Source organism: Sphingomonas sp. LaA6.9, assembly GCF_022601895.1.
GTDB lineage: Bacteria > Pseudomonadota > Alphaproteobacteria > Sphingomonadales > Sphingomonadaceae > Sphingobium_A.
Genome location: NZ_JAKVIO010000022.1, coordinates 48,206 through 69,275 on the forward strand (window position 1 = coordinate 48,206; position 21,070 = coordinate 69,275).

Sequence of the window (21,070 nt, forward strand, 5' to 3'; positions counted from 1 at the left end):
ACGGGAAGAGTGCCGCTGCGATCAAGAGCGCCGATGGCGCAGAAGCGGATTTACGCCGTCGAGCATTTCAAAGCCCGGGTTGGCCATCAGGAATTCGTCGACCGCCGCCTTGCATCCCGCATAGTCGTGATAATCGTCGATCACGATCAGCCCGCCCCGGCTGAGGACCCGTGACGCTTCGGCGAGGCAATATTTGACCGGATCGTACCAGTCGCAGTCGATATGCGCGAAGGCCAGCGATGATATCCCGAGCCTCGGCCAGCTTTCCTCGAACAATCCCTTGACGAGGTTGACGCGCGAGCCGTCCACCGGCGAACCATAGCGGTCCAGCTGGCGACCGACATACTCATACAGATCGTCGCGATAGCCATAATAGAGGTCGCCGCCTATGCCCGTCGAACTGCCCTCCACTATGTCCTGATAGCGCGCCTTCGACCGGTTATCGTCCTTGTCGGATGTCGGCGGGGGGATCATTGCAAAGACGTCGAGCCCGAAAAAGCGACGTGGCGAGACCGCCCGCCGCGCAAGCAGGATCGACGAACCACCGAGCGCGACGCCGAATTCGACAATGTCGCCCGGCACATCGGCGCGGAGCGCGGTGTCGAGCGCGCGCTCGATCCGAAGCAGCTTGACGGGCGAAAGATAGGTCAGGTGGTCGCGCCGTACCGATCGCGCGACACTGCTCAGCATCGCCGTGCTCACGGCGCGACCGACCCGGGATCGGATGGACGACAATTTCATGGTCGTGGCACCGCGCTTCGTTGGAGAAGGCATTGAATAGACCCTGATTCACGCTTCGGCGGAAGCGCAAAGGGCCGCCATCTCAAACGATCCGGCGCTAAGCTGCCTCCAGCAGCCTCAACGCCTGGGCGCGCGCCTCATCGGTAACGCTCGCGCCCGAGAGCATTCGCGCGATTTCCTCGCGGCGCTCGCCATCCGCCAGTCGCATGACGCCGGTGCGAGTCACGACGCCGTCATGGCTCTTGGCGATCAGCATATGCGCCGCGCCGCGCGCCGCCACCTGCGGGCTGTGCGTGACGACGAGCAACTGTGTCTTGCCCGCCAGCCGCGCGAGCCTTTCCCCGATCGCGCTGGCCACCGCGCCGCCGACGCCGCGGTCGATCTCGTCGAAGATCATCGTCGCGGCCCCGGCCTCTTCAGCGAGGGAAACCTTGAGCGCGAGGATGAAGCGCGAAAGCTCGCCGCCGCTCGCGATCTTGATCAATGGAGCGAAGGGCGCGCCGGGATTGGTCGAGATCTCGAACTCGACGCGGTCCTTGCCGTGCGGTCCCCACTGGCTCTCGGGCAGCGACTCGACCGCGGTGCGAAAGCGCGCGGCATCGAGCTTCAGCGGCGCGAGTTCGGCCTTCACCGCCGCGTCGAGCCGCGCGGCGGCGGCGCGGCGCGCTTCGCTCAGCACATCGGCTGTTTCGCGGTAAAGCGCCCCTTTCGCGGCGCAGTCGGCTTCGAGCCTGGCCAACCCTTCCGTCCCCGCCTCGATCCGCGACAGTCTTTCCTCAAGCTCGCGGAGCAAGGCAGAAAGCTCGTCGTGTCCGACGCGGTGCTTGCGCGCGAGTGCGCGCAGTTCGAACAGCCGCGTCTCGATCGCCTCGAGGCTCTCGGGGTCGTGACGCAGCGCCTCGGAAGCGGCCTCGAGCTTCTCCTCGGCTTCGCAGGCTTCGATCACCGCGCGGTCGAGCGCCGCCAGCGCCTCCGCGAGCAACGCGTGTTCGCCCGCCATCCGGTCGAGACGCCGTGCCGCCTGACGCAGCTGGGCCAGCCCGCCCTCCGATCCGTCAAAGGCCGCCATCACCGCGATCAGATCGTCTGAAATGCGCGCGCCCTTCTGCATGTCGGCGCGTTCGGCGGCGAGATTTTCCTCCTCGCCGTCCCGGGGGTCGAAGCGCCGAAGCTCATCGATCGCATGTTCGAGCCATTCGCGATCCTGCTTGGCGGTCGCGATGTCCATCCGTGCCTGTTCGAGCGCGGCCTCGGCGGCACGCCACGCACCATGCGCCGTCTCGACCGCGGCGGTCTCGGCGCGCGCGAAACTGTCGAGCAGCGCACGATGTCCCCTCGGATTGAGCAGCCCGCGATCGTCATGCTGGCCGTGAATCTCGACAAGTATCGCGCCGAGCTCGCGCAGCAATCCCGCCGAAACCGGCTGGTCGTTGATGAAGGCGCGGCTGCCGCCATCGGCCTTGACCACGCGACGCACGATCAACGGCTCGCCCTCATCCGCATCGAGCCCGTTCTCGGCGAGCATCGCGAACGCAGGATGATCGTGGCCGTTGAGGTCGAAGCTCGCGGTAACGCTCGCCTGCGCCTGTCCATGGCGGACAAGGCCGCTGTCCGCACGCGCGCCCAGCGCAAGCCCCAGCGCATCGAGCAGGATCGATTTGCCTGCACCGGTTTCGCCGGTCAGCACGCCCAGCCCGCGCCCGAACTCGAGGTCGAGCGCTTCGATGAGCACGACGTCACGTATGGCGAGCGCAGACAGCATGCAGCGTTAGTAGAACAGTGTGGGCGGGGTATGGAAGAGTGCCACGCCCATATCCGTCAGGCGGGATTGCGCTCCATCAGCTCATAGGCGCGTTCGTACCATTTGGTGCCCGGATAGTTGGTCCCAAGCACTGCCGCCGATTTTTTGGCCTCATCGCGCATGCCGAGCGCCAGATAGCTTTCGGTCAGGCGCATCAGCGCTTCGGGTGCGTGGGTGGTGGTCTCATATTCGTCGACCACGCTGCGGAAACGCACGACCGAGGCGAGCCATTGCGAACGCCGCTGATAGAAGCGCCCGATCTCCATTTCCTTGCCCGCCAGGTGATCGTTGACGAGATCGATCTTCAACCGCGCATCGGCGGCGTAGCGTGTGTCGGGATAGCGGCGGATCAGCTCACCCAGCGAACTGAGCGCCTGTTGCGTGATCTTCTGATCGCGCGTCACATCCGCGATCTGTTCGTAATAATCGAGCGCGATCAGATAATAGGCGTAGGGCGCGTCCTTGTTGCCCGGATGTATCGCCAGGAAGCGCTGCGCCGACTGGATCGATTCGTTGTACTGCTTGGCGGCATAATAGCTGAAGGCGCTCATGAGCTGCGCGCGGCGCGCCCAGGGCGAATAGGGATGCTGGCGCTCCACCTCGTCGAAGAGCGCCGCCGCAAGCTTGTACTGCCCACGGTCGAGCCGGTCCTTCGCCGCGGTGTAGAGCGTGTTGACGTCGCTCGCCACATAGTTGGTGTCGGCCTTGGTGCTGGCCGATGTACGGGCACAACCGGCGAGCGGGGCGATCAGGGCGACGCCGATGAGAAGGGCGATCGGCTTCAGGGCAGAGTTACGCATGAGGCGGGGTTCTAGCGAAGCAATCGGGCTTCGCCAAGCGCCGAGATGTGCCCTTATCCGGCGCGAATTTCCGAGCCTTGCGCGGGAACGCTTGCACGGCCTCGGGCATTGGTCCTAACCGGGGGCGAGGAGCCGGTAATGAGCGCGAAACGCCTGAAGACCCATCGTGTGGAAAAGCCCTGGGGCCGCCATCATCTGTGGCCGGGATTCCCCGATCCCGCGCCCGGCAGCGAGCCGGTGGGCGAGATCTGGTTCCAGGACGAATCCGACGACAGCCCCGAACTGCTCGTCAAATATCTCTTCACCGCCGAGAAGCTCTCGATCCAGGTCCATCCCGACGATGCGGCCGCACGCGCATCAGGCCATGCGCGAGGCAAGGACGAGGCATGGGTGATCCTTGCCGCCGAGCCGCAATCGACGATCGCCATCGGTACGAAGGAACCCGTCGATCATGAAACACTGCGCGCCGCAGCGCTTGGCGGCAGCATCGAGCAGCTCGTCGACTGGAAGCCGGTCAAGGCAGGCGACGTCTTCTATTCGCCCGCGGGCACGGTGCATGCGATCGGCGCGGGGATCACGCTGGTCGAGGTTCAGCAGAATGTCGACCTCACCTACCGCCTCTACGATTATGGCCGCCCCCGCGAGCTGCATCTGGACGAGGGGGTCACCGTCTCCGACGCGCGGCCCTTTGTGCCCAATTTCACGCCGCAGGACTTAGCACCCGGCCGTTCGATCCTCGCCGAAGGTCCCAAATTCGTGCTAGAACGCTGGCGGCCCGACGACGCGCGCACGATCATGCTGCCACAAGGCGTGCCCGGCTGGTTCGTGCCCGTGACGGGCGCTGGCACGATCGACGGTGCCGGCTGGAAGGCGGGTGAAACCTGGCTGGTCGAGGACAGCGTCCAACTCACCGCCGAAGCGGGTAGCGATATCCTGTTCGCCTATCCGACACCCAGGCGGCTCAACACGATTATCGGGGGCTGACAGCAATTTCCTTAACGAGAACGCCCTAGCATCACGCGATGCTCCGCGTGCTCACCCTGTCCTCGCTGTTTCCGGACGCGACCCGTCCCAATTTCGGCGTCTTCGTCGAAAGGCAGACACTGAGCCTCGCAGCACGCTGCGACATCGCGCTTGAGGTGATCGCCCCGATCGGCGTCCCACCCTGGCCGCTGTCGCGTCATGCGCGCTATCGCGGTTTCGATGTCGTTCCCGAACGCGAGCACTGGAAAGGACTCGCGGTCCATCGGCCGCGCTTTCCCGTCATTCCGGGTGGAAACGGCTTCGCGTCGGCCGCGCTGATGGCGCGCGCAGTGCTCCCCGTCGCACGCAGGCTTCATGCCCAACACCGCTTTGACCTGATCGACGCACAATTCTTCTTCCCCGACGGCCCCGCCGCCCGGCGCATCGCCCGCGCGCTCGACCTTCCCTTCTCGATCAAGGCGCGCGGCGCCGACATCCACTATTGGGGCAGGCAGCGCGGCAGTCGCAAAGCGATCCGTGACGCCGGGGGCAGCGCCGACGGCCTGCTCGCGGTCAGCGCCGCGCTGCGCGACGACATGGCCACGCTCGGAATCCCATCGAATAGGACGCGCGTCCATTATACCGGCGTCGATCTCGATCGCTTCCGCCCGGGCGACCGCGGGGCGCTCAAGGCCGAACGCGACATTCAAGGCCCGCTGGTCATCAGCGTCGGCGCGCTGATACCGCGCAAGGGACAAGCGCTGCTCATAGATGCACTCACGCTGCTCCCGGGCGTCACGCTCGCGCTCGCAGGCGAAGGTTCCGACCGCGCTAAGCTCGAAGCACAGGCGGCGCGGCTCGGAGTGAGCGAGCGCGTCCGTTTCCTCGGCAGCATCGCGCATGAGGCGCTGCCGGGCTGGCTGGCGGCCGCCGACGTGATGGCGCTGCCCTCCTCATCCGAAGGGCTCGCCAATGCCTGGGTGGAAGCGCTCGCCTGTGGCACGCCGATCGTCATCAGCGATTGCGGCGGCGCACGCGAATTGCTCGATCGCCCCGAAGCGGGCCGGATCGTGGCACGCGAGTCCGGCGAAATCGCTTCCGCTATCGCCGAAACGCTCTCAAATCCCCCCGACGCGGCGCAGGTCCGCAAGACCGCGGAACGCTTTACATGGGAGGCGAACAGCGACGCGCTGTTCGCGCACCTCTCAGCGCTGAAGCGGTAGCAGCGCCGCCACGATCCAGCGCTGCTCGGCCCTGAGCACGCCCCAGGCCCGCGCCGCCGCGCGGCTGTCCATCACCTCGACGCCGATCCCGCGCGCCTCGAGCGCGTCGACAAAGGCGCGCGAAGGCCGCGCCACCTCGCCACCGGTGCCGAGCAGCAGGAATTCGGGCTGCGGATCGATCGCGAGCAGCGCCGCGACATCCGCCTCGACCAGTGCAGCGAGGACGGGCGCGTCCCACTGCGCCACGCCGATGGGCGTCAGCAGCGCTGAGCGATAAACATCACCGTCGATCCTGAAACCGCCCTCGGCAAAGCCCGCGATCTGCGGCCCCGGCCCCTTCGCCTCGGAGACGAGGCTGGGCGGCATCAGACCACCGCGCCGTCGTCTTTGACGACGCGTTCGGCCTTGCCACCCTTGGCTTCGCCCTGGGGCAGGAAGCTGTCGGGCTTGACGTTGAGCCACAGAAGGATCGCCGCCGACACATAGACCGACGAGAAGGTGCCGATGCCGATGCCAAGCAGCATCGCCGCGGTGAAGCCGAAGATCACATCGGGTCCGAGCACGAGCAGGATGGTGAGCGCGATGATCAGCGACAGCGAGGTGACGACGGTACGCGACAGCGTCTCGTTGACCGACAGGTCGAGCTGCGCCGCAATGTCCATCTTGCGGTATTTGCGCATATTCTCGCGGATACGGTCATAGACGACGATCGTATCGTTCAATGAATAGCCGATGATCGTCAGGATCGCCGCGACGACATTGAGGTCGAATTCGAGCTGGGTCAGCGCAAAGAAGCCGAGCGTCAGCGCAACGTCGTGGAACAGCGCGAACAGCGCGCCCACGCCGAACTGCCATTCGAAGCGGAACCATATATAGAGCGCGATGGCGAGCATCGCGAGCCCTAGCGCCCATGCGCCCGCGCTGAACAGCTCCTCCGACACCTTGCCCGAGACGGTCTCGACCGCGGTGAACTTCGCATCGGGATGTTCGGCGGTGACGGCGCGACGAATCTCGGTCGCGGCGCGGTTGGCGCTGTCCTCGCCGCCCTCAGGCAACGGCATCCGGATCGAGACCTCGTTCGAGGATCCCATGTGCTGGATGGTCGGTTCGCCGAGATTGAGGCCGTCGATCGTCTGCCGCAAATCGTCCAGCTGAACGGGCTTTTCGAAGGTCACGCGGATCATCTGGCCGCCGACGAAATCGACGCCCAGGTTGAAGCCCCTCACCGCAACCAGCGCGAGCGAGGCGACGATCAGCAGGATCGAGAACCCCATCGCCCAGGTGCGATATTTGAGGAAGGGGATGTTGGTGTTGTCGGGGACGAGCTTGAGCGGACGCATTTCGATCGGTCCTTAAATCACGATTTCTTTGGGACGGTTGCGCTTGAGATAGTCCGCAACCAGCAGACGCGTGAAGGTCACGCCCGTGAACACCGAGGTGATGATCCCGATCGCGAGCACCACCGCAAAGCCGCGCACGGGGCCCGAGCCGAAGGTGAACATGATCGCGGCCGAAATCACGTTGGTGATGTTGGCGTCGAAGATCGCGCGGCTGGCTTCCTTATAGCCGAATTCGACCGCCTGAAGCGTTCCGCGCCCACGCCGCTGTTCTTCGCGGATACGCTCGTTGATCAGCACGTTGGCGTCGACCGCAGCGCCGATGGTGAGCACGAAGCCCGCAATGCCCGGAAGCGTCAGCGTCGCGTTGAAGATCGCCATGATGCCCAGGATCATGAACGCGTTCACGATCAGCGCGAGCGTCGTGTAGACGCCGAAGCGCATATAGGTGATGACCATGAACAGGATCACCGCGAGCGTCGCGACGATGCCCGCGATGATTCCCTTCTGGATCGAATCGGCGCCAAGATCGGGGCCGACCGTGCTTTCCTGCACCACCTTGAGCGCCACGGGCAGCTTGCCCGAGCGGAGCTGGACCGCGAGCTGGTTGGCGCTCTCGACGGTGAAACCGCCCGAGATCTGCGCCTGGCCACCCAGGATCGGCTCGTTGATGTTGGGCGCGGAGAGCACCTGATTGTCGAGGATGATCGCAAAGGGCTTGCCCGTATTCTCCTGCGTCACGCGTGCGAAACGGCGGCTGCCCTGCCCGTCGAAGCGGATGTTGACGACAGGCGTATTGTCGCGCTGGTCATAGCCCTGCGTCGCATCGACGAGTTGATCGCCGCTGATGATCGCCTGCCGCTTGACCGCGATCGCGCCCGTCCCGTCGGCCATGCGCAGCACTTCGCTGCCCACGGGCGCGCGGCCCTGCGCCACCGCCGCGGGGTCGGCGTTCAGGTCGACGAGCTTGAACTCGAGCTTCGCGGTCTTGCCGAGCAGCGTCTTCAACGCCTCGGGATCTTCCAGACCCGGCACCTGCACGACGATGCGGTTCGAACCCTGGCGGATGACGGTCACTTCCTTGGTGCCGTCAGGGTCGATGCGGCGGGCGACGACATCGCGCGCAACCGCGAGCGCATCGTCGACCGCGCGAACCAGGCCCGCCTGGGTGGGCTTCAGCACGATCCGCGTCGAATCGACCACGCTCACGTCCCAGTCGCGCTGGCCGGTCATCCCCGCACCCTGCGTCTGCGCCCTCAGGCGCTCGACCGCGGCGTCGACCTGGCTGGTGTCGCGGACCATGAACGAAACCTGCCCGCCCTGAAGCGAGATGTCGCCGATATCGATGCGCGGCTGGTTGCGGCGCATCTCGGTACGGACGGTCTCGACCATCTGTTCGAGCCGCTGCTTGGCGACATCGGTGGTTTCGGCTTCAAGCAGGATATGGCTGCCGCCCGCAAGGTCGAGGCCCAGGTTGAACCGGGCCTGCGCAAAGGCCGGCCATCTGGCCACCTGCTCCTTGGGAAAGAAGCTCGGAATCGAATAGGCGACGCAGACGATCAGCGTGATCCAGACGAGCCAGACCTTCCAGCGCGGGAAATCGAGCATGTGTGGACTCAGTCGTTAGCGGGGCGCGAGCCGGCCGCGGGGGTGACGTCGGACAGCGTGGACTTCACGACCTTAACCTTGACGCCGCTGGCGATCTCGACATCGACGAACTGCTCGTCGACCTTGGTGACCTTGCCGACGAGCCCGCCACCGGTGACGACCTGGTCGTTCTTGGCCACCGCGTTGATCTTGGCCTGATGCTCCTTCATCCGCTTCTGTTGCGGGCGGATCAGCAGGAACCAGAAGATCACGAAGATCAGGAGCAGCGGCGCGATCTGCATGAAGAACGCGGCGCCTCCGCCGGATGCGGCGCTGCCAGCGGCCTGGGCGTAAGCGGGTGTGATGAGCATGGACGGAAATACCTGTCTTCGATGGATAGGTCTGCGACGAACAGCCCCATATGAAAGGCGCGCGCCTAACATGTTCAAGGGTGGGCGGCAACTTTCGCGTGAGCGCGACCAAACTACCCTGGCCTACCCCGGGGTTCTACGAAAAATGCCTCCAACGTGGCTTGCAAGACTCGGACAATGGCCCTAAAGGCCGCGCTTCCGGTCGGGACGTAGCGCAGCCTGGTAGCGCATCACACTGGGGGTGTGGGGGTCGGAGGTTCGAATCCTCTCGTCCCGACCAATTCATTCAAAGACCTGGCTCGCATTGAAACCTTCCCCAAGGCGCGAGCTTTCCGGCAAACACATAACCCATCGCCGAATGGCGTATCGCTTCCGCGAGCCCGGCTTCGAGCAGCGCGTGGACCCGATGCCGACGTTTTTCCACTCGAGCTGTCGCGCGTTCGGCAAATTGCGTTTCGACGCGCATCGCACTCGTTCAGCACCGCGACAGCCTCACCTGCCCAAATTGTCTGAAAAGGGGAGGAAAAGATGGGTTTGGCCAGATTTGCCATCGCCGGAATGCTGCTCGTTACCGCCACGGCTGCCGTCGCCGGCGACCGGATGCGGGGCTTCGACACCATCGCCGCCAGTTCCGAACGGATCGACATCACGGGCCTGTCGGGATGGCACAAGGGACGGTTCAGCCTCGGCGATACGGGTGCGGGCGGACGCTACGATATCCGCTCGATGCGCGACCGGAGTTTCTGGGAGTCATCGCGTTATGGCGAAAGCAGCTTCACCCTGTCCGGGCCCGGCATTGATGGCGAATATTCAGGTCGCTGCCATTTCGAGATGGTCAACGCGCAGGATCGCTTCCGCGACCGCAACTGGAAGCTCACGATCAGCACGAGCGTGGTCCCCCTTACCTATCGCTGCGTGTTCCAGCATGACGGCAAGGACATCGGCATGCTCGACCTGGCCGAAATCGCTTCCCCGGGGATCAGCGTGAAGCAGGAACGCGCCGGTATCGTCGCGCTCGGTGACCATGTTCTGGGCTTGCATTCGGTCCATCATTTCGAAAAAGCCAGCCTGCCCGGCGCCTCTCCGCTCGGCTATTTGATCGAGAATGATGGCCAGCCGATCGCCGCGATTGACCTGAACGGCGCGCGCAAACGGCTGGCATTGCCGGGCGATCTGCAGCTTCGCGAAGCCTCGCTCCTCGCCGGCATGGCGCTGGCGCTGTTCTGGGATCCGGGCGACGGCGACGATTGACGCCGACTGCATCCTGATCGTTGGAATGGAGCCTGAGCACGAAGCCTTTGAAGCGACCTTCCCTCGCATGCATCGTTAGTCCTTCTCCCGCCATTCATCCTTCAGGAGCCCGAACACCACGGTGTCGCGCACATGACCCGTCCAGGTAATCATGTTCGCACGGAGCACGCCCTCGCGCACCGCGCCGAGCTTTTCCACCGCGCGCTGCGAACGCGTGTTGCGCAGATCGACGCGGAATTCGATGCGGCGATAGCCCTCGGCAAAGGCGTGGTCGATCATCAGCGCCTTCATGGTCCCGTTGAAGCCGCTGCCGCGCACCGACGGGGCGATATAGGTGCCGCCGATTTCCACAACGCCATTCACCGGATCGGCGTTGATGTAGTTGGTCATCCCGACGACGCGATCCTGATCCAGCACGACGAAGTTCACCCAGTTGGGCCGCGACCGATACAGCGCGTGCGATGCGTCGAAATGCGGCCTCTGAAACGAGATCGGGTAGATGTCCCAGATCTCGCTGTCCTCGGCACAGGCCGCACGCAGCCCTTCGGCATGATCCTCCGACCACGGCTCCAGCACGACCGGTCCGCGTGCCAAGCGCACTCCAAGCACCATCTCCCTCCCCTTTTCCAATCTCGCACCCCTTCTTCGCGCCTTGGCGTCGTCACGTGAACCCCCATTGACGCACACTCGGGGCGCGAAGGCGCGAGGCAGAAAAAGCGGCTGTCCTACAATGTTCCATATCGGTTAATTGAACGACTCGACATGAACCGAGGAGCGTCAGATGACCATCGACCAGCTCATTGACGACGTGATCAGCCGCGAAGGCGGCTATTCCGACCACCCGGCCGATCGCGGCGGACCGACCCACTGGGGCATCACCCGGGCGGTCGCGCGCGCGCATGGTTATGAAGGCGACATGCGCGACCTGCCACGCGAGAAGGCCGTGGCGATCTACAAGCGACTTTACTGGCTTGCACCCGGCTTCGACCGCGTCCACCGCCATGTTCCCACACTCGCCGCCGAACTGTTCGATACCGGCGTGAACATGGGACCGGCGGTTGCGACCGGCTTCCTCCAGCGTGCGCTCAACGCGCTCAATCGCGGTGCTGCCGATTACCCCGACATTGCACCATCGACCACGATTGACGACGCCACCCAGGCCGCGCTGCTGGCCTTCATGAAAAAGCGCGGTGCTGCGGGCGAGACAGTGCTGCTCAAGGCCGTCGAGGCGCTCCAGGGCGAACGCTACCTCCGCCTCGCCGAGACGCGTCCCGCCAACGAGGCTTTCCTCTACGGATGGCTCGCCAACCGGCTCGGATAAACTCTCGAATCCCCTCCCCCATCAACGCTGTGAACTTCGTGCATTGAACGGCGTGAACTTCGCCCTTTCGAACAGGAAAACGCCATGTCCATCATCGAAGGCCTGATCGGCCCCGTCGCCAGGCTGATCGACAAGATCATCCCCGACCCCGATGCGCGCGACCGCGCCAAGCTCGAACTGCTCAAGCTCGAGGGCAGTCAGGAAATGGAGGCGATCCGGACGCAGCTCACCGCGATCGTCGCCGAGGCACAGTCGAACGATCCCTGGACGAGCCGCGCGCGCCCGAGCTTCCTCTACGTCATGTATGCGCTGCTGCTCTGGGCGATCCCGATGGGATTGATCGCGGCCGTCCGGCCCGACATGGCCGAATCGATCGCGCGCGGCATGAATGCCTATCTCGCGGGGATCCCCGAGCCGCTCTACATGCTCTTCGGCACGGGCTATCTCGGCTACACCGCCGCGCGCCAATGGGAAAAGGCGAAGGGGCTGGGGAAATAGGCTCGAGCCCCCCGGCAAAAGCCGGGGTCCAGTCCGCACAGCCGCATGGGCACCGGCTTCCGCCGGGCACGCATGACAGGAGCGTCGTCTCCTGCTACCGAGCCGCCATGCTCAACCTCAATGGTATCACGGTGCGCCTTGGCGGACGCACGATCCTCGACCGCGCGAGCGCGGCCCTGCCCCCGCGTAGCCGCGTCGGGCTTATCGGACGCAATGGCGCGGGCAAGTCTACGCTGATGAAGGTCATCGCGGGCTTTTCCGAACCAGACGAGGGCTCTGCCGAAATGCCGCGCGGCGCGCGGCTCGGCTATATCGCGCAGGAAGCCCCGGCAGGCCAGGCGACGCCCTTCGAGACCGTGCTCGCCGCCGATATCGAGCGCGCCGCGCTGCTTGCCGAATCGGAGATCGCGACCGATCCGCACCGCATTGGCGAAATCCATGAACGCCTGATCGCGATCGACGCGCATGCCGCGCCCGCGCGCGCCGCGCGCATTCTTGTCGGCCTTGGCTTTGACGAGGAAATGCAGCAGCGACCGCTCGAAAGCTATTCGGGCGGCTGGCGGATGCGCGTCGCGCTCGCCGCGCTGCTCTTTTCCGAGCCCGACCTGCTGCTGCTCGACGAGCCCTCGAACCATCTCGACCTCGAAGCGACGCTCTGGCTCGAGAATTTTCTCAAGAGCTACCGCGCGACGATGGTCGTGGTCAGCCACGAGCGCGATTTCCTCAACAATGTCGTCGACCACATCCTCCACCTCGATAAGGGCAAGACCACGCTCTATGTCGGCGGATATGATGCGTTCGAGCGCCAGCGCGCCGAACGGCTCGCGCAGCAGGCGAGCGCGCGCGACAAGCAGCTTGCCGAGCGCGCCAAGCTCCAGTCTTTCGTCGACCGCTGGCGCGCCAAGGCGACCAAGGCCAAGCAGGCGCAGAGCCGGCTCAAGATGATCGAACGGATGGAACCGATCGCCGCGGTGGTGGAAGATCCCAGCCTGTCGTTCGGCTTCCCCAGCCCGCAGGAATTGCGTCCGCCGCTCATCACGCTCGATGACGCTGCGGTCGGCTATGTCGAGGGCACGCCCGTGCTGAAGAAGCTCGGCCTCAGGATCGATCCCGACGACCGCATCGCGCTGCTCGGCCGCAACGGCAACGGCAAGACCACGCTCGCGCGCATGCTCGCGGGCCAGCTGTCCCCGATGGACGGGACGATGACGACCTCGGGCAAGCTGCGCGTCGGCTATTTCACGCAGTATCAGGTGGAGGAACTCGATACCGGCGACACCCCGCTCGAGCACATGACCCGCCAGATGAAGGGTGCGACACCCGCGGCCGTGCGCGCACAACTCGGCCGCTTCGGCTTTTCGGGAGACCGCGCGACGCAGAAGGTCGGAAGCCTCTCGGGTGGCGAACGCGCGCGCCTCGCACTTGCGCTGGTGACGCGCGATGCGCCGCACATGCTGATCCTCGACGAACCGACCAACCACCTCGACGTCGACGCGCGCGAGGCGCTCGTACAGGCGCTCAACGATTACGACGGTGCGGTGGTGGTGGTCAGCCATGATCGCCACATGCTCGCCCTCACCGCCGACCGGCTGGTGCTTGTCGATGGCGGCACCGCGACCGAATTCGCGGGCACGCTCGACGACTATACCGATCTCGTGCTCGGCAAGGGGCAGTCTCAGGCGACTGCGACCGAAAAGCCCAAAGCCTCCGCCAAGGACGCACGCAAGGCGGCCGCCGAAGCACGCGAGCGCAACAAGGCGATGCGCGATGCCGTCAAGGATGCCGAGACCGAGATGAAGAAGCTCGAGGCGCGCCGTTCCGAGGTCGACCGCGCGATGTTCGATCCTGCCTCAGCGAACAAGGACGATGCCAAGCGCACGATGAGCGAGCTGATGATGCTCCGTGCGCAGTTGAGCGAAGGCATCGAGGCCGCCGAGGCCCGCTGGCTGGAGGCGTCCGAAGCGCTGGAGGAGAGCCAGGCCGCTTAGCTCGCGGGAACGGTGATGACTCCTCCGATCGCGCGCGCAATCTCTTCGCTGCGATAGGGCTTGGCAACCATCGGGAATTGCCGCTGCTGCTCGACGAGCAGCGCGTCGCCATAGCCGCTGACCAGCAGCACGGGCAGGTCGGGGATTTGTTCGCGGACATGCCAGGCAAGTTCGACGCCGTTCATGCCGGGCATCACCACGTCGGTCAGCAGCAGGTCCAGTTCGCCACCATGGTCGATCCAGTCCATCGCCGCCTCGGCCGAATCGGCGCAGTGAACGACCGCGCAGCCCATGTCCTCAAGCAGCTCGGTAGCCGTCTCGGCCAGCATGCCATTATCTTCCACCAGCAGCACCTTAAGGCCTGCCGGCACCCTCTCCTGTCCCATGCGATACCTCGCCTTTTGGGGGAATCTCCGGCGCACCATAGCGCATTTTCCGCAAGAATGCGCCTGATTCGCTATCGGCTGGCTCAACCCTCGCGGTCGAGCACCTCGCGCAGTCGCTTGGCTAGACCGTCATAGGTGAAAGGCTTGGTGATGATATCGACGCCGGGATCGAGCCGCCCGCCATGGACAATAGCGCTGCGCGCATAGCCCGTGGTGTAGAGCGCCGGCAGGCCCGGGCGCAGCTTGCGCGCCGCCTCGACGAGGTCACGACCCGACATGCCCGGCATCACGACATCGGTGAACAACAGGTCGATCGGACCCTCATGATGCTCGATCAGCCGCAGCGCCGAGGGACCGTCATGCGCCTCGATGACATTGTAGCCCAGCTCGCGCATCAGCTCGACCGAATAGGCGCGCACGCCCGCATCGTCCTCGACCACCAGCAGCGTTTCGGACGCGCCGATGCGGGCGCGTGGCACGGCTTCGACCATCTGCGCCTCCTCTTCGCTCGCCCATGTCATGCGCGGCAGGTAGATCCGTACCGTCGTGCCCTGGCCAAGCTCGGAATAGATGCGCACATGGCCGCCCGACTGCTTGACGAAGCCATAGACCATCGACAGTCCAAGCCCCGTTCCCTTGTCGACGTCCTTGGTGGTGAAAAAAGGTTCGAAGACCCGCTCGAGCGTGTCCTGCGCAATTCCTGCGCCGGTGTCAGTCACCGCGATGACGACATAGTCGCCCGGCACCACCTCGGCCTGTCGCGCGGCATAGACCTCGTCGAGCGTCACATTGGCGGTTTCGATCGTCAGCGTCCCCCCGCCCGTCATCGCGTCGCGTGCGTTGACCGCGAGGTTCAATATGGCGTTTTCGAGCTGGTTGGCGTCGATCTCGACGCGCCACAGTCCCTTGTTCCTGACCGCCTTCATCTCGATCAGTTCGCCCAGCGATCGCGCGAGCAAATCCGACATGCCACCAATGAGCGTGTCGATATCGACGGGCTTAGGCGATAGCGGCTGGCGCCTGGAGAAAGCCAGCAAGCGCTGCGTGAGCGCGGCGGCGCGCTCCGCCCCCGTCAGCGCATTGTCGACCATGCGGCGCACCCTCGCCTCCGCGCTATCGCCCAGCGCGCGGCGGAGCATGTCGAGATTGCCCGTGATGATCGTCAGCAGATTGTTGAAATCATGCGCGATGCCGCCGGTGAGCTGCCCCACGGCTTCCATCTTCTGCGCCTGGCGGAGCGCGTCGCCCAGCACCTCGCGCTCACGGATGGTTTCAGCGACGCGATCCTCGAGCGTCGTATTGAGCTCGCGCAGCGCGGTCTCGGCGGCATGGCGCGCGGTATCGTCGCGCAACGTCAGCACCGCGCCCAGCACCTTGCCATCGGCGCCATGAAAGGGCCGCGCCGAACCGATGGCCAGCACCTCCTGCCCATCAGGCCGACGGATGCGCCAGCGCGCATCGGCAACAACCTCTCCCTTCATCACCGCACGCGCGAGCGGCAGTTCCTCATGCGGATGCGGCAGCCCGCTTTCGGTGAAGAGGTTATATGTGTTCGAATAGTCCTCGGGGCCGATATCCAACCGGTGCACGCCATGCAGCCGCCTGGCCGCCTCGTTGACGAAGGTGATTCGTCCCTCGGGATCGGTGACGATCACGCCTTCGTCGAGCTGGGCAAGCATCGCGGCGCGCTCCGCAGCTTCTATTTCCGCGTTTTCGACGGCGCAGCGCAAGGCCTGCTCGGCCTCGATCTGGCGATGGACATCGGTATCCGTGCCGAACCAGCGCCGGATCACCCCCTGCTCGTCGCGCACCGGAAAGGCGCGCGCGAGGAACCAGCGATAACTGCCATCGGCGGCACGCAGCGGAAACGTATCTTCCCACGGCTCTCCGCTGGCGAGGCACTTGCGCAATCCGCTTTCGACGCGTCCGACATGATCGGGATGGTGCACTTGCAGCCAGCCCCAGCCCTTCACCTCGCCATAGGATTTGCCCGTATATTCGTGCCAGCGCCTGTTGAACCAGTAGCGCGCGCCAGAGGCCGAGTTGAGCCAGGCGAGCTGCCCCATATTGTCAGCAAGCATGCGGAGTTCGCTCGCCGACATCCGGTCGGTTTGCGACGGCGTGCGCGCACTGCCGGGCAATGGGGTCGATGCATCGTCAGCCACGCAGTCTCCTGTCCGGTTACCCGACCTGCGCCCTTGTCGTGTTTTGCCCTTCATGGCCTGTCACGCCGTGGAATGCCACCCCGCAACGACGATTCTGCGCGACCGTTGCACGACGGCGACAGCACCCCATATGCACGCCCGACACTCCAAGCGGGGACATGAATGAGCGAAACACCCAAGTGGCACGGCACGACGATCCTGTCGGTACGCAAGAACGGCAAGGTCATCGTGGTCGGCGACGGCCAGGTCTCGATGGGCCAGACCGTGATGAAACCCAATGCCAGGAAAGTCCGGCGCCTCGGCGATGGCAGCGTGATCGGCGGCTTTGCCGGCGCCACCGCGGACGCCTTCACGCTGTTCGAGCGTCTCGAAGCGAAGCTCGAACGCCATGCCGGGCACCTGATGCGTGCGGCGGTCGAACTCGCCAAGGACTGGCGGACTGACAAATATCTGCGCAACCTCGAAGCGATGATGATCGTCGCCGACAAGGAAACGACGCTGATCCTGACGGGCAATGGCGATGTGCTCGAACCCGTCGGCGGGGTCGCAGCGATCGGATCGGGCGGCAATTTCGCGCTCGCCGCGGCGCGGGCGCTCGTCGACTATGAGCAGGATGCGGAGACGATCTGCCGCAAGGCAATGGGCATCGCCGCCGATGTCTGCGTCTACACCAACGACCAGCTGACCGTCGAAACGCTCGACAGCGCTTCCTGACCCTGACCCAACTCCCGCGACCGCGGGCTCGGAAAGAAGAGAATGAACGACGCCCTTACCCCCAAAGCCATCGTCGCCGCGCTCGACGAGCACATCATCGGCCAGAAGGACGCAAAGCGCGCGGTTGCGGTTGCGCTGCGCAACCGCTGGCGGCGCCAGAAGCTCAAGGCCGATCTGCGTGACGAGGTGACGCCCAAGAACATCCTGATGATCGGGCCCACGGGCTGCGGCAAGACCGAGATCAGCCGCCGCCTCGCCAAGCTCGCGGACGCGCCTTTCGTGAAGGTCGAAGCCACCAAGTTCACCGAGGTCGGCTATGTCGGCCGCGATGTCGAACAGATCGCGCGCGATCTTGTCGAGGAAGCGATCCGCCTTGAGCGCGAACGCCGCCGCAACGCAGTGAAGGACAAGGCCGAGGAGGCGGCGATGAACCGCCTGCTCGACGCGCTCACGGGCAAGGACGCGAGCGAGGCAACGCGCAGCGCCTTCCGCCAGCGCTTCCAGGACGGCCATCTGGACGAGACCGAGATCGAAATCGAACTGGAAGCCGCGCCCAACATGCCCTTCGAGATTCCCGGACAGGGCGGCCAGGTCGGGATGATCAACCTGTCCGAAATGATGGGCAAGGCGTTTGGCGGCAACCAATTGAAGCGCCGCAAGATGAACGTCCGCGCCGCCTGGACCAAGCTGGTCGAGGAAGAAGCCGACAAACGGCTCGACCAGGACGAGGTCAGCCGCACCGCGCTTGCCGACGCCGAGGCCAATGGCATCGTCTTCCTCGACGAGATCGACAAGATCGCGGTTTCCGACGTCCGCGGCGGTTCGGTGAGCCGCGAGGGCGTCCAGCGCGATCTGTTGCCACTGATCGAGGGTACGACGGTCGCGACCAAATACGGCCCGATGAAGACCGACCATATCCTCTTCATCGCATCGGGTGCCTTCCATGTCGCCAAGCCCAGCGACCTGCTCCCCGAACTGCAGGGCCGCCTGCCGATCCGCGTGGAATTGCAGGCGCTGACCGAGGAGGATTTCATCCGCATCCTCTCCGACACCAAGGCGTCGCTTCCCGAGCAATATCGCGCACTGATCGGCACCGAGGGCGTCGAGGTCGAGTTCACCGAGGATGGCATCAAGGCGGTCGCCCGCATCGCCGCCGAGGTGAACGGCCAGATCGAGAATATCGGGGCACGCCGCCTCCAGACCGTGATGGAAAAACTGCTCGAAGAGGTCAGCTTCGACGCCGAGGATCGCCAGGGAGAAAAGCTCGTCATTGACGCGGCCTATGTCGACGGCCAGCTCGCCTCGATCGCGCGCAACACGGATCTGAGCAAATACGTGCTCTAGTCTCAGCCTTCCCGCCGTGCGATGCAGCGCCATCGCACGGCAAGGGAGGGATTGAATGGCGAAGCGGTTTCTGGCGAGTGCAGTCTGCCTGCTCATGGCAACGGCGGCTCAGGCCGAGACGCCCCCCGCTCCGCCCGTCGCTGCAAAAAAGCCCCATCAGGTTACCGCCCCGTCCGGCGCGGCGCGCGAGGACGAATATTACTGGCTGCGCGACGACAGCCGCAAGAATCCCGAGGTCCTTTCGTATCTCGCCGCCGAAAACAGCTATGCTGACGCCCGGCTCGCAGGGCTGAAGCCGCTCAAGGACACGCTGTTCAAGGAGATCACGGGCCGCATTGCGCCCGATGACAGCAGCGTTCCCTGGCGTCAGCGCGGCTATCTCTATTATCGTCGCTTCACTGCCGGTCAGGACTATCCCGTGATTGCTCGCCGCAAGGGCGCGATGACGGCGCCCGAGGAGATCTTGCTCGACGAACCGGTGATGGCGAAAGGAAAAGGCTTTTTCAGCATCGGCACCTGGGAAGTCAGCCCCGACAATCGTTACGTCGCCTATGCAGAGGACACGGTCGGCCGCCAGCAATATGCGCTCAAGGTCAGGGAGATAGCGACCGGCAGGCTGGTCGACGAGGCCGTTGCAAATATAGAGGACGATGTCGTCTGGGCCGACGACAACCGGACGATCTACTATATCGACAAGGACCCCGTAACGCTGTTGTCCAAGCGCGTGAAGGCGCATGTCGTCGGCACGCCCGCGGCCGGGGATCGCCTGATCCATGAGGAAAAGGACGACAGCTTCTACATCAGCCTGAAGCGTACGACCTCCGACAAATATGCCTGCATCTTCCTCTGGAGCACGACGAGCAACGAGGCGCGCTGCGCCCCTGCCTCGGGCAAGGGCGAATTCACCATATTCGCGCCGCGCGAAAAGGGCTGGCTCTACGATGTCGACCATATCGGCGATCGCTGGCTGGTCTGGAGCAATTACAACGCCCCCAATTACCGGCTCGCGACGGTTCCAGATAGAGCGCCCACGGCGGACCGCACAGCGTGGCGCGATCTGGTCGCGCCGAGTACCGACACCTTTATCGAGGCCTTCAAGCCCTTTGCCGGCTTTGTCGCGATCGAGGAGCGCGTCGCGGGGAACAAGCGCATTCGCCTGCTCTCAACTGATGGAAAATCGACCCCCATAACCGCCGACGAACCCGCCTATACGATGACACTCGACACCAATGCCGAGCCTGCGACCGACTGGCTGCGCTATCGCTATGAATCGATGGTGACCCCACCGACCATCATCGAGATCAACGCGAATACAGGCGAGCGCCGGATGCTGAAGCGGCAGCCCGTACCCGGCTATGATCCGGCGCAATATGTCACCGAGCGGGTCTGGGCGACCGCACGCGACGGGACAAAAATTCCCGTCTCGCTCGTCCATCACAAGAAATTCCACCGCAATGGCACGGCCGCGCTCTATCAGGTCGGCTATGGGGCCTATGGCTCTTCCTACGATCCCGAGTTCAACGTCGCCTGGCCCAGCCTTGCCGATCGCGGGATGACCGTCGCGATCGCGCAGATCCGCGGCGGGCAGGACATGGGGCGCGCCTGGTATGATGACGGCCGCCTGATGAACAAGGTGAACAGCTTTACCGACTTCATCGACGTCACCCGGCATTTGGTCGACCAGAAATATGCGGCGCCGAAGCGCACGGCCGGCTTCGGACGCAGCGCAGGCGGGCTGCTTATGGGCGCCGTCGCCAATATGGCGCCCGATGATTACGGCGTGATCGTGACGCAGGTGCCTTTCGTCGATGCGGTGACGACGATGCTTGACCCGACGATCCCGCTCACCACCAATGAATATGACGAATGGGGCAATCCCGAACAAAAGCCCTATTACGACTATATCCTCGGCTATTCGCCCTATGACAATGTCGCGGCCAGGGCCTATCCCGCGATCTATGTCAGCACGGGCCTGTGGGACAGCCAGGTGCAATATTACGAGCCCGCCAAATGGGTCGCGCGGCTGCGTTCGCACAAGACCGACGACAACCCGCTGCTCTTCCGCACCCAGATGGAAGCCGGGCACGGTGGAAAGTCCGGTCGTTTCAGGCGTTACGAGGAACAGGCCGAGTATCTGGCCTTCATGATGGACCAGCTTGGTGTCGCACAATAGGATGCAATCATGACCGGAATCATCGAAAGCTATTACGACGCGTTCAATCATGGCGATGCCGAACGCATGCTGTCGTTGCTCGCCGACGATGTCGTGCATGAGCCTTGCCAGGGCAGTCCGCGTGTCGGCGTGGGCGCCTTCCGCGAGTTCCTCGATCATATGAACCGCTGCTACAAGGAGCATGCGATCGAGCCGCGCATCCTTTATTCGCCCGCCGGGAGCCACGCCTCGGCCGAGTTCATGCTCGAAGGCAAATATCTCAAGACCGACGGTGATCTCCCCGCCGCGAGGGGGCAGCATTATCGCCTGCGTGTTGGCGCGTTCTTCGACATCGCGGGCAACCGCATCACTCGCGTCACCAATCACTACAACCTGCAGGACTGGATCGATCAGATTTCGGCCTGAGC

At 64.5% G+C, this 21,070-nt stretch carries 21 protein-coding genes and 1 tRNA gene; 11 read left to right on the forward strand and 11 right to left on the reverse strand.

Annotation, left to right across the window (positions count from 1 at the left end; all coding sequences use genetic code 11):
* Nucleotides 1-21 precede the first annotated feature (21 nt).
* From MKI88_RS12335 to MKI88_RS12345, 3 genes are all read right to left on the reverse strand, one after another.
* On the reverse strand, nt 22-690 hold the full coding sequence (locus MKI88_RS12335) for a TylF/MycF/NovP-related O-methyltransferase (protein ID WP_241631685.1): 669 nt from the start codon (nt 688-690) through the stop codon (nt 22-24).
* A 148-nt stretch (nt 691-838) separates the two neighbouring features.
* Nucleotides 839-2,503, reverse strand: a complete 1,665-nt coding sequence (gene recN / locus MKI88_RS12340; RefSeq protein ID WP_241631686.1) for a DNA repair protein RecN — start codon at nt 2,501-2,503, stop codon at nt 839-841.
* Nucleotides 2,504-2,559: 56 nt separating this feature from the next.
* Nucleotides 2,560-3,342, reverse strand: coding sequence for an outer membrane protein assembly factor BamD (locus tag MKI88_RS12345; protein WP_241631687.1), 783 nt, complete (start codon nt 3,340-3,342; stop codon nt 2,560-2,562).
* A gap of 138 nt (nt 3,343-3,480) precedes the next feature.
* Here MKI88_RS12345 and MKI88_RS12350 point away from each other — a divergent pair, with 138 nt between their 5' ends.
* The gene (locus MKI88_RS12350) at nt 3,481-4,326 is read left to right on the forward strand and encodes a class I mannose-6-phosphate isomerase (protein WP_241631688.1); all 846 of its coding nucleotides are present in this window, start codon (nt 3,481-3,483) and stop codon (nt 4,324-4,326) included.
* A 38-nt stretch (nt 4,327-4,364) separates the two neighbouring features.
* Entirely contained in the window at nt 4,365-5,528 is a 1,164-nt protein-coding gene (locus MKI88_RS12355) for a glycosyltransferase (protein WP_241631689.1), read from the forward strand.
* On the opposite strand, the gene MKI88_RS12360 is transcribed toward MKI88_RS12355, so the two are convergent.
* From MKI88_RS12360 to yajC, 4 genes are read right to left on the reverse strand one after another with little or no spacing between them, the layout of a single operon-like run.
* Nucleotides 5,511-5,894: an Mth938-like domain-containing protein gene (locus MKI88_RS12360; protein ID WP_241631690.1), complete on the reverse strand. Its 384-nt coding sequence runs from the start codon at nt 5,892-5,894 to the stop codon at nt 5,511-5,513. The two genes, MKI88_RS12355 and MKI88_RS12360, sit on opposite strands and share 18 nt — an antisense overlap.
* The gene (gene secF, locus MKI88_RS12365) at nt 5,894-6,868 is read right to left on the reverse strand and encodes a protein translocase subunit SecF (RefSeq protein ID WP_241631691.1); all 975 of its coding nucleotides are present in this window, start codon (nt 6,866-6,868) and stop codon (nt 5,894-5,896) included. The genes MKI88_RS12360 and secF overlap by 1 nt, the downstream gene beginning before the upstream one ends.
* 12 nt (nt 6,869-6,880) lie before the next feature.
* Nucleotides 6,881-8,473 carry a protein translocase subunit SecD gene (gene secD, locus MKI88_RS12370; protein WP_241631692.1) on the reverse strand — a complete coding sequence of 531 codons (1,593 nt, stop codon included), beginning with the start codon at nt 8,471-8,473 and terminating at the stop codon, nt 6,881-6,883.
* An 8-nt stretch (nt 8,474-8,481) separates the two neighbouring features.
* Nucleotides 8,482-8,823, reverse strand: a complete 342-nt coding sequence (yajC, locus tag MKI88_RS12375) for a preprotein translocase subunit YajC (RefSeq protein WP_241631693.1) — start codon at nt 8,821-8,823, stop codon at nt 8,482-8,484.
* A 203-nt stretch (nt 8,824-9,026) separates the two neighbouring features.
* Between yajC and MKI88_RS12380 the strand changes: the two genes are divergently transcribed.
* Nucleotides 9,027-9,103, forward strand: a tRNA-Pro gene (locus MKI88_RS12380).
* A gap of 6 nt (nt 9,104-9,109) precedes the next feature.
* Here the strand turns inward: MKI88_RS12380 and MKI88_RS12385 are convergent.
* A complete protein-coding gene (locus MKI88_RS12385) occupies nt 9,110-9,289 on the reverse strand; it encodes a hypothetical protein (protein ID WP_241631694.1) in 180 nt (59 codons plus the stop codon).
* Between the two features lie 62 nt (nt 9,290-9,351).
* Here MKI88_RS12385 and MKI88_RS12390 point away from each other — a divergent pair, with 62 nt between their 5' ends.
* Nucleotides 9,352-10,074: a hypothetical protein gene (locus MKI88_RS12390; protein ID WP_241631695.1), complete on the forward strand. Its 723-nt coding sequence runs from the start codon at nt 9,352-9,354 to the stop codon at nt 10,072-10,074.
* A 75-nt stretch (nt 10,075-10,149) separates the two neighbouring features.
* On the opposite strand, the gene MKI88_RS12395 is transcribed toward MKI88_RS12390, so the two are convergent.
* Nucleotides 10,150-10,674 (reverse strand): GNAT family protein, encoded by a 525-nt coding sequence (locus MKI88_RS12395; RefSeq protein ID WP_348636256.1) that lies wholly within the window; start codon nt 10,672-10,674, stop codon nt 10,150-10,152.
* 181 nt (nt 10,675-10,855) lie between these two features.
* Here MKI88_RS12395 and MKI88_RS12400 point away from each other — a divergent pair, with 181 nt between their 5' ends.
* From MKI88_RS12400 to MKI88_RS12410, 3 genes are all read left to right on the forward strand, one after another.
* Complete coding sequence (locus MKI88_RS12400) at nt 10,856-11,395, forward strand: glycoside hydrolase family 108 protein (protein ID WP_241631697.1); 540 nt, start codon at nt 10,856-10,858, stop codon at nt 11,393-11,395.
* A gap of 84 nt (nt 11,396-11,479) precedes the next feature.
* On the forward strand, nt 11,480-11,893 hold the full coding sequence (locus tag MKI88_RS12405) for a holin family protein (protein ID WP_241631698.1): 414 nt from the start codon (nt 11,480-11,482) through the stop codon (nt 11,891-11,893).
* A gap of 107 nt (nt 11,894-12,000) precedes the next feature.
* Nucleotides 12,001-13,881, forward strand: a complete 1,881-nt coding sequence (locus MKI88_RS12410) for an ABC-F family ATP-binding cassette domain-containing protein (protein WP_241631699.1) — start codon at nt 12,001-12,003, stop codon at nt 13,879-13,881.
* On the opposite strand, the gene MKI88_RS12415 is transcribed toward MKI88_RS12410, so the two are convergent.
* Together MKI88_RS12415 and MKI88_RS12420 are read right to left on the reverse strand one after the other, a co-directional pair.
* Nucleotides 13,878-14,267 (reverse strand): response regulator, encoded by a 390-nt coding sequence (locus MKI88_RS12415; RefSeq protein WP_241631700.1) that lies wholly within the window; start codon nt 14,265-14,267, stop codon nt 13,878-13,880. The two genes, MKI88_RS12410 and MKI88_RS12415, sit on opposite strands and share 4 nt — an antisense overlap.
* An 83-nt stretch (nt 14,268-14,350) precedes the next feature.
* Nucleotides 14,351-16,432, reverse strand: a complete 2,082-nt coding sequence (locus MKI88_RS12420; protein WP_241631701.1) for a hybrid sensor histidine kinase/response regulator — start codon at nt 16,430-16,432, stop codon at nt 14,351-14,353.
* 162 nt (nt 16,433-16,594) lie between these two features.
* Between MKI88_RS12420 and hslV the strand changes: the two genes are divergently transcribed.
* The 4 genes from hslV to MKI88_RS12440 are packed head-to-tail and all read left to right on the forward strand — an operon-like array spanning nt 16,595 to nt 21,068.
* Nucleotides 16,595-17,146 carry an ATP-dependent protease subunit HslV gene (gene hslV, locus MKI88_RS12425; protein WP_241631702.1) on the forward strand — a complete coding sequence of 184 codons (552 nt, stop codon included), beginning with the start codon at nt 16,595-16,597 and terminating at the stop codon, nt 17,144-17,146.
* A gap of 42 nt (nt 17,147-17,188) precedes the next feature.
* Entirely contained in the window at nt 17,189-18,490 is a 1,302-nt protein-coding gene (gene hslU, locus MKI88_RS12430) for an ATP-dependent protease ATPase subunit HslU (protein ID WP_241631703.1), read from the forward strand.
* Nucleotides 18,491-18,545: 55 nt separating this feature from the next.
* Nucleotides 18,546-20,663, forward strand: coding sequence for a S9 family peptidase (locus MKI88_RS12435; protein WP_241631704.1), 2,118 nt, complete (start codon nt 18,546-18,548; stop codon nt 20,661-20,663).
* Nucleotides 20,664-20,672: 9 nt separating this feature from the next.
* Nucleotides 20,673-21,068, forward strand: coding sequence for a nuclear transport factor 2 family protein (locus MKI88_RS12440; protein ID WP_241631705.1), 396 nt, complete (start codon nt 20,673-20,675; stop codon nt 21,066-21,068).
* The last annotated feature ends 2 nt before the right edge of the window (nt 21,069-21,070 follow it).

What these genes read in the sequence shown, in the direction of transcription:
- MKI88_RS12360 (WP_241631690.1), bottom strand. Translation starts at nt 5,894, where the DNA reads ATGCCGCCCAGCCTCGTCTCCGAGGCGAAGGGGCCGGGGCCGCAGATC.
- hslV (WP_241631702.1), top strand. Translation starts at nt 16,595, where the DNA reads ATGAGCGAAACACCCAAGTGGCACGGCACGACGATCCTGTCGGTACGC.
- recN (WP_241631686.1), bottom strand. Translation starts at nt 2,503, where the DNA reads ATGCTGTCTGCGCTCGCCATACGTGACGTCGTGCTCATCGAAGCGCTC.
- MKI88_RS12400 (WP_241631697.1), top strand. Translation starts at nt 10,856, where the DNA reads ATGACCATCGACCAGCTCATTGACGACGTGATCAGCCGCGAAGGCGGC.
- secD (WP_241631692.1), bottom strand. Translation starts at nt 8,473, where the DNA reads ATGCTCGATTTCCCGCGCTGGAAGGTCTGGCTCGTCTGGATCACGCTG.
- MKI88_RS12345 (WP_241631687.1), bottom strand. Translation starts at nt 3,342, where the DNA reads ATGCGTAACTCTGCCCTGAAGCCGATCGCCCTTCTCATCGGCGTCGCC.
- yajC (WP_241631693.1), bottom strand. Translation starts at nt 8,823, where the DNA reads ATGCTCATCACACCCGCTTACGCCCAGGCCGCTGGCAGCGCCGCATCC.
- MKI88_RS12415 (WP_241631700.1), bottom strand. Translation starts at nt 14,267, where the DNA reads ATGGGACAGGAGAGGGTGCCGGCAGGCCTTAAGGTGCTGCTGGTGGAA.
- MKI88_RS12410 (WP_241631699.1), top strand. Translation starts at nt 12,001, where the DNA reads ATGCTCAACCTCAATGGTATCACGGTGCGCCTTGGCGGACGCACGATC.
- MKI88_RS12390 (WP_241631695.1), top strand. Translation starts at nt 9,352, where the DNA reads ATGGGTTTGGCCAGATTTGCCATCGCCGGAATGCTGCTCGTTACCGCC.
- secF (WP_241631691.1), bottom strand. Translation starts at nt 6,868, where the DNA reads ATGCGTCCGCTCAAGCTCGTCCCCGACAACACCAACATCCCCTTCCTC.
- hslU (WP_241631703.1), top strand. Translation starts at nt 17,189, where the DNA reads ATGAACGACGCCCTTACCCCCAAAGCCATCGTCGCCGCGCTCGACGAG.
- MKI88_RS12350 (WP_241631688.1), top strand. Translation starts at nt 3,481, where the DNA reads ATGAGCGCGAAACGCCTGAAGACCCATCGTGTGGAAAAGCCCTGGGGC.
- MKI88_RS12385 (WP_241631694.1), bottom strand. Translation starts at nt 9,289, where the DNA reads ATGCGCGTCGAAACGCAATTTGCCGAACGCGCGACAGCTCGAGTGGAA.
- MKI88_RS12435 (WP_241631704.1), top strand. Translation starts at nt 18,546, where the DNA reads ATGGCGAAGCGGTTTCTGGCGAGTGCAGTCTGCCTGCTCATGGCAACG.
- MKI88_RS12440 (WP_241631705.1), top strand. Translation starts at nt 20,673, where the DNA reads ATGACCGGAATCATCGAAAGCTATTACGACGCGTTCAATCATGGCGAT.
- MKI88_RS12335 (WP_241631685.1), bottom strand. Translation starts at nt 690, where the DNA reads ATGCTGAGCAGTGTCGCGCGATCGGTACGGCGCGACCACCTGACCTAT.
- MKI88_RS12355 (WP_241631689.1), top strand. Translation starts at nt 4,365, where the DNA reads ATGCTCCGCGTGCTCACCCTGTCCTCGCTGTTTCCGGACGCGACCCGT.
- MKI88_RS12405 (WP_241631698.1), top strand. Translation starts at nt 11,480, where the DNA reads ATGTCCATCATCGAAGGCCTGATCGGCCCCGTCGCCAGGCTGATCGAC.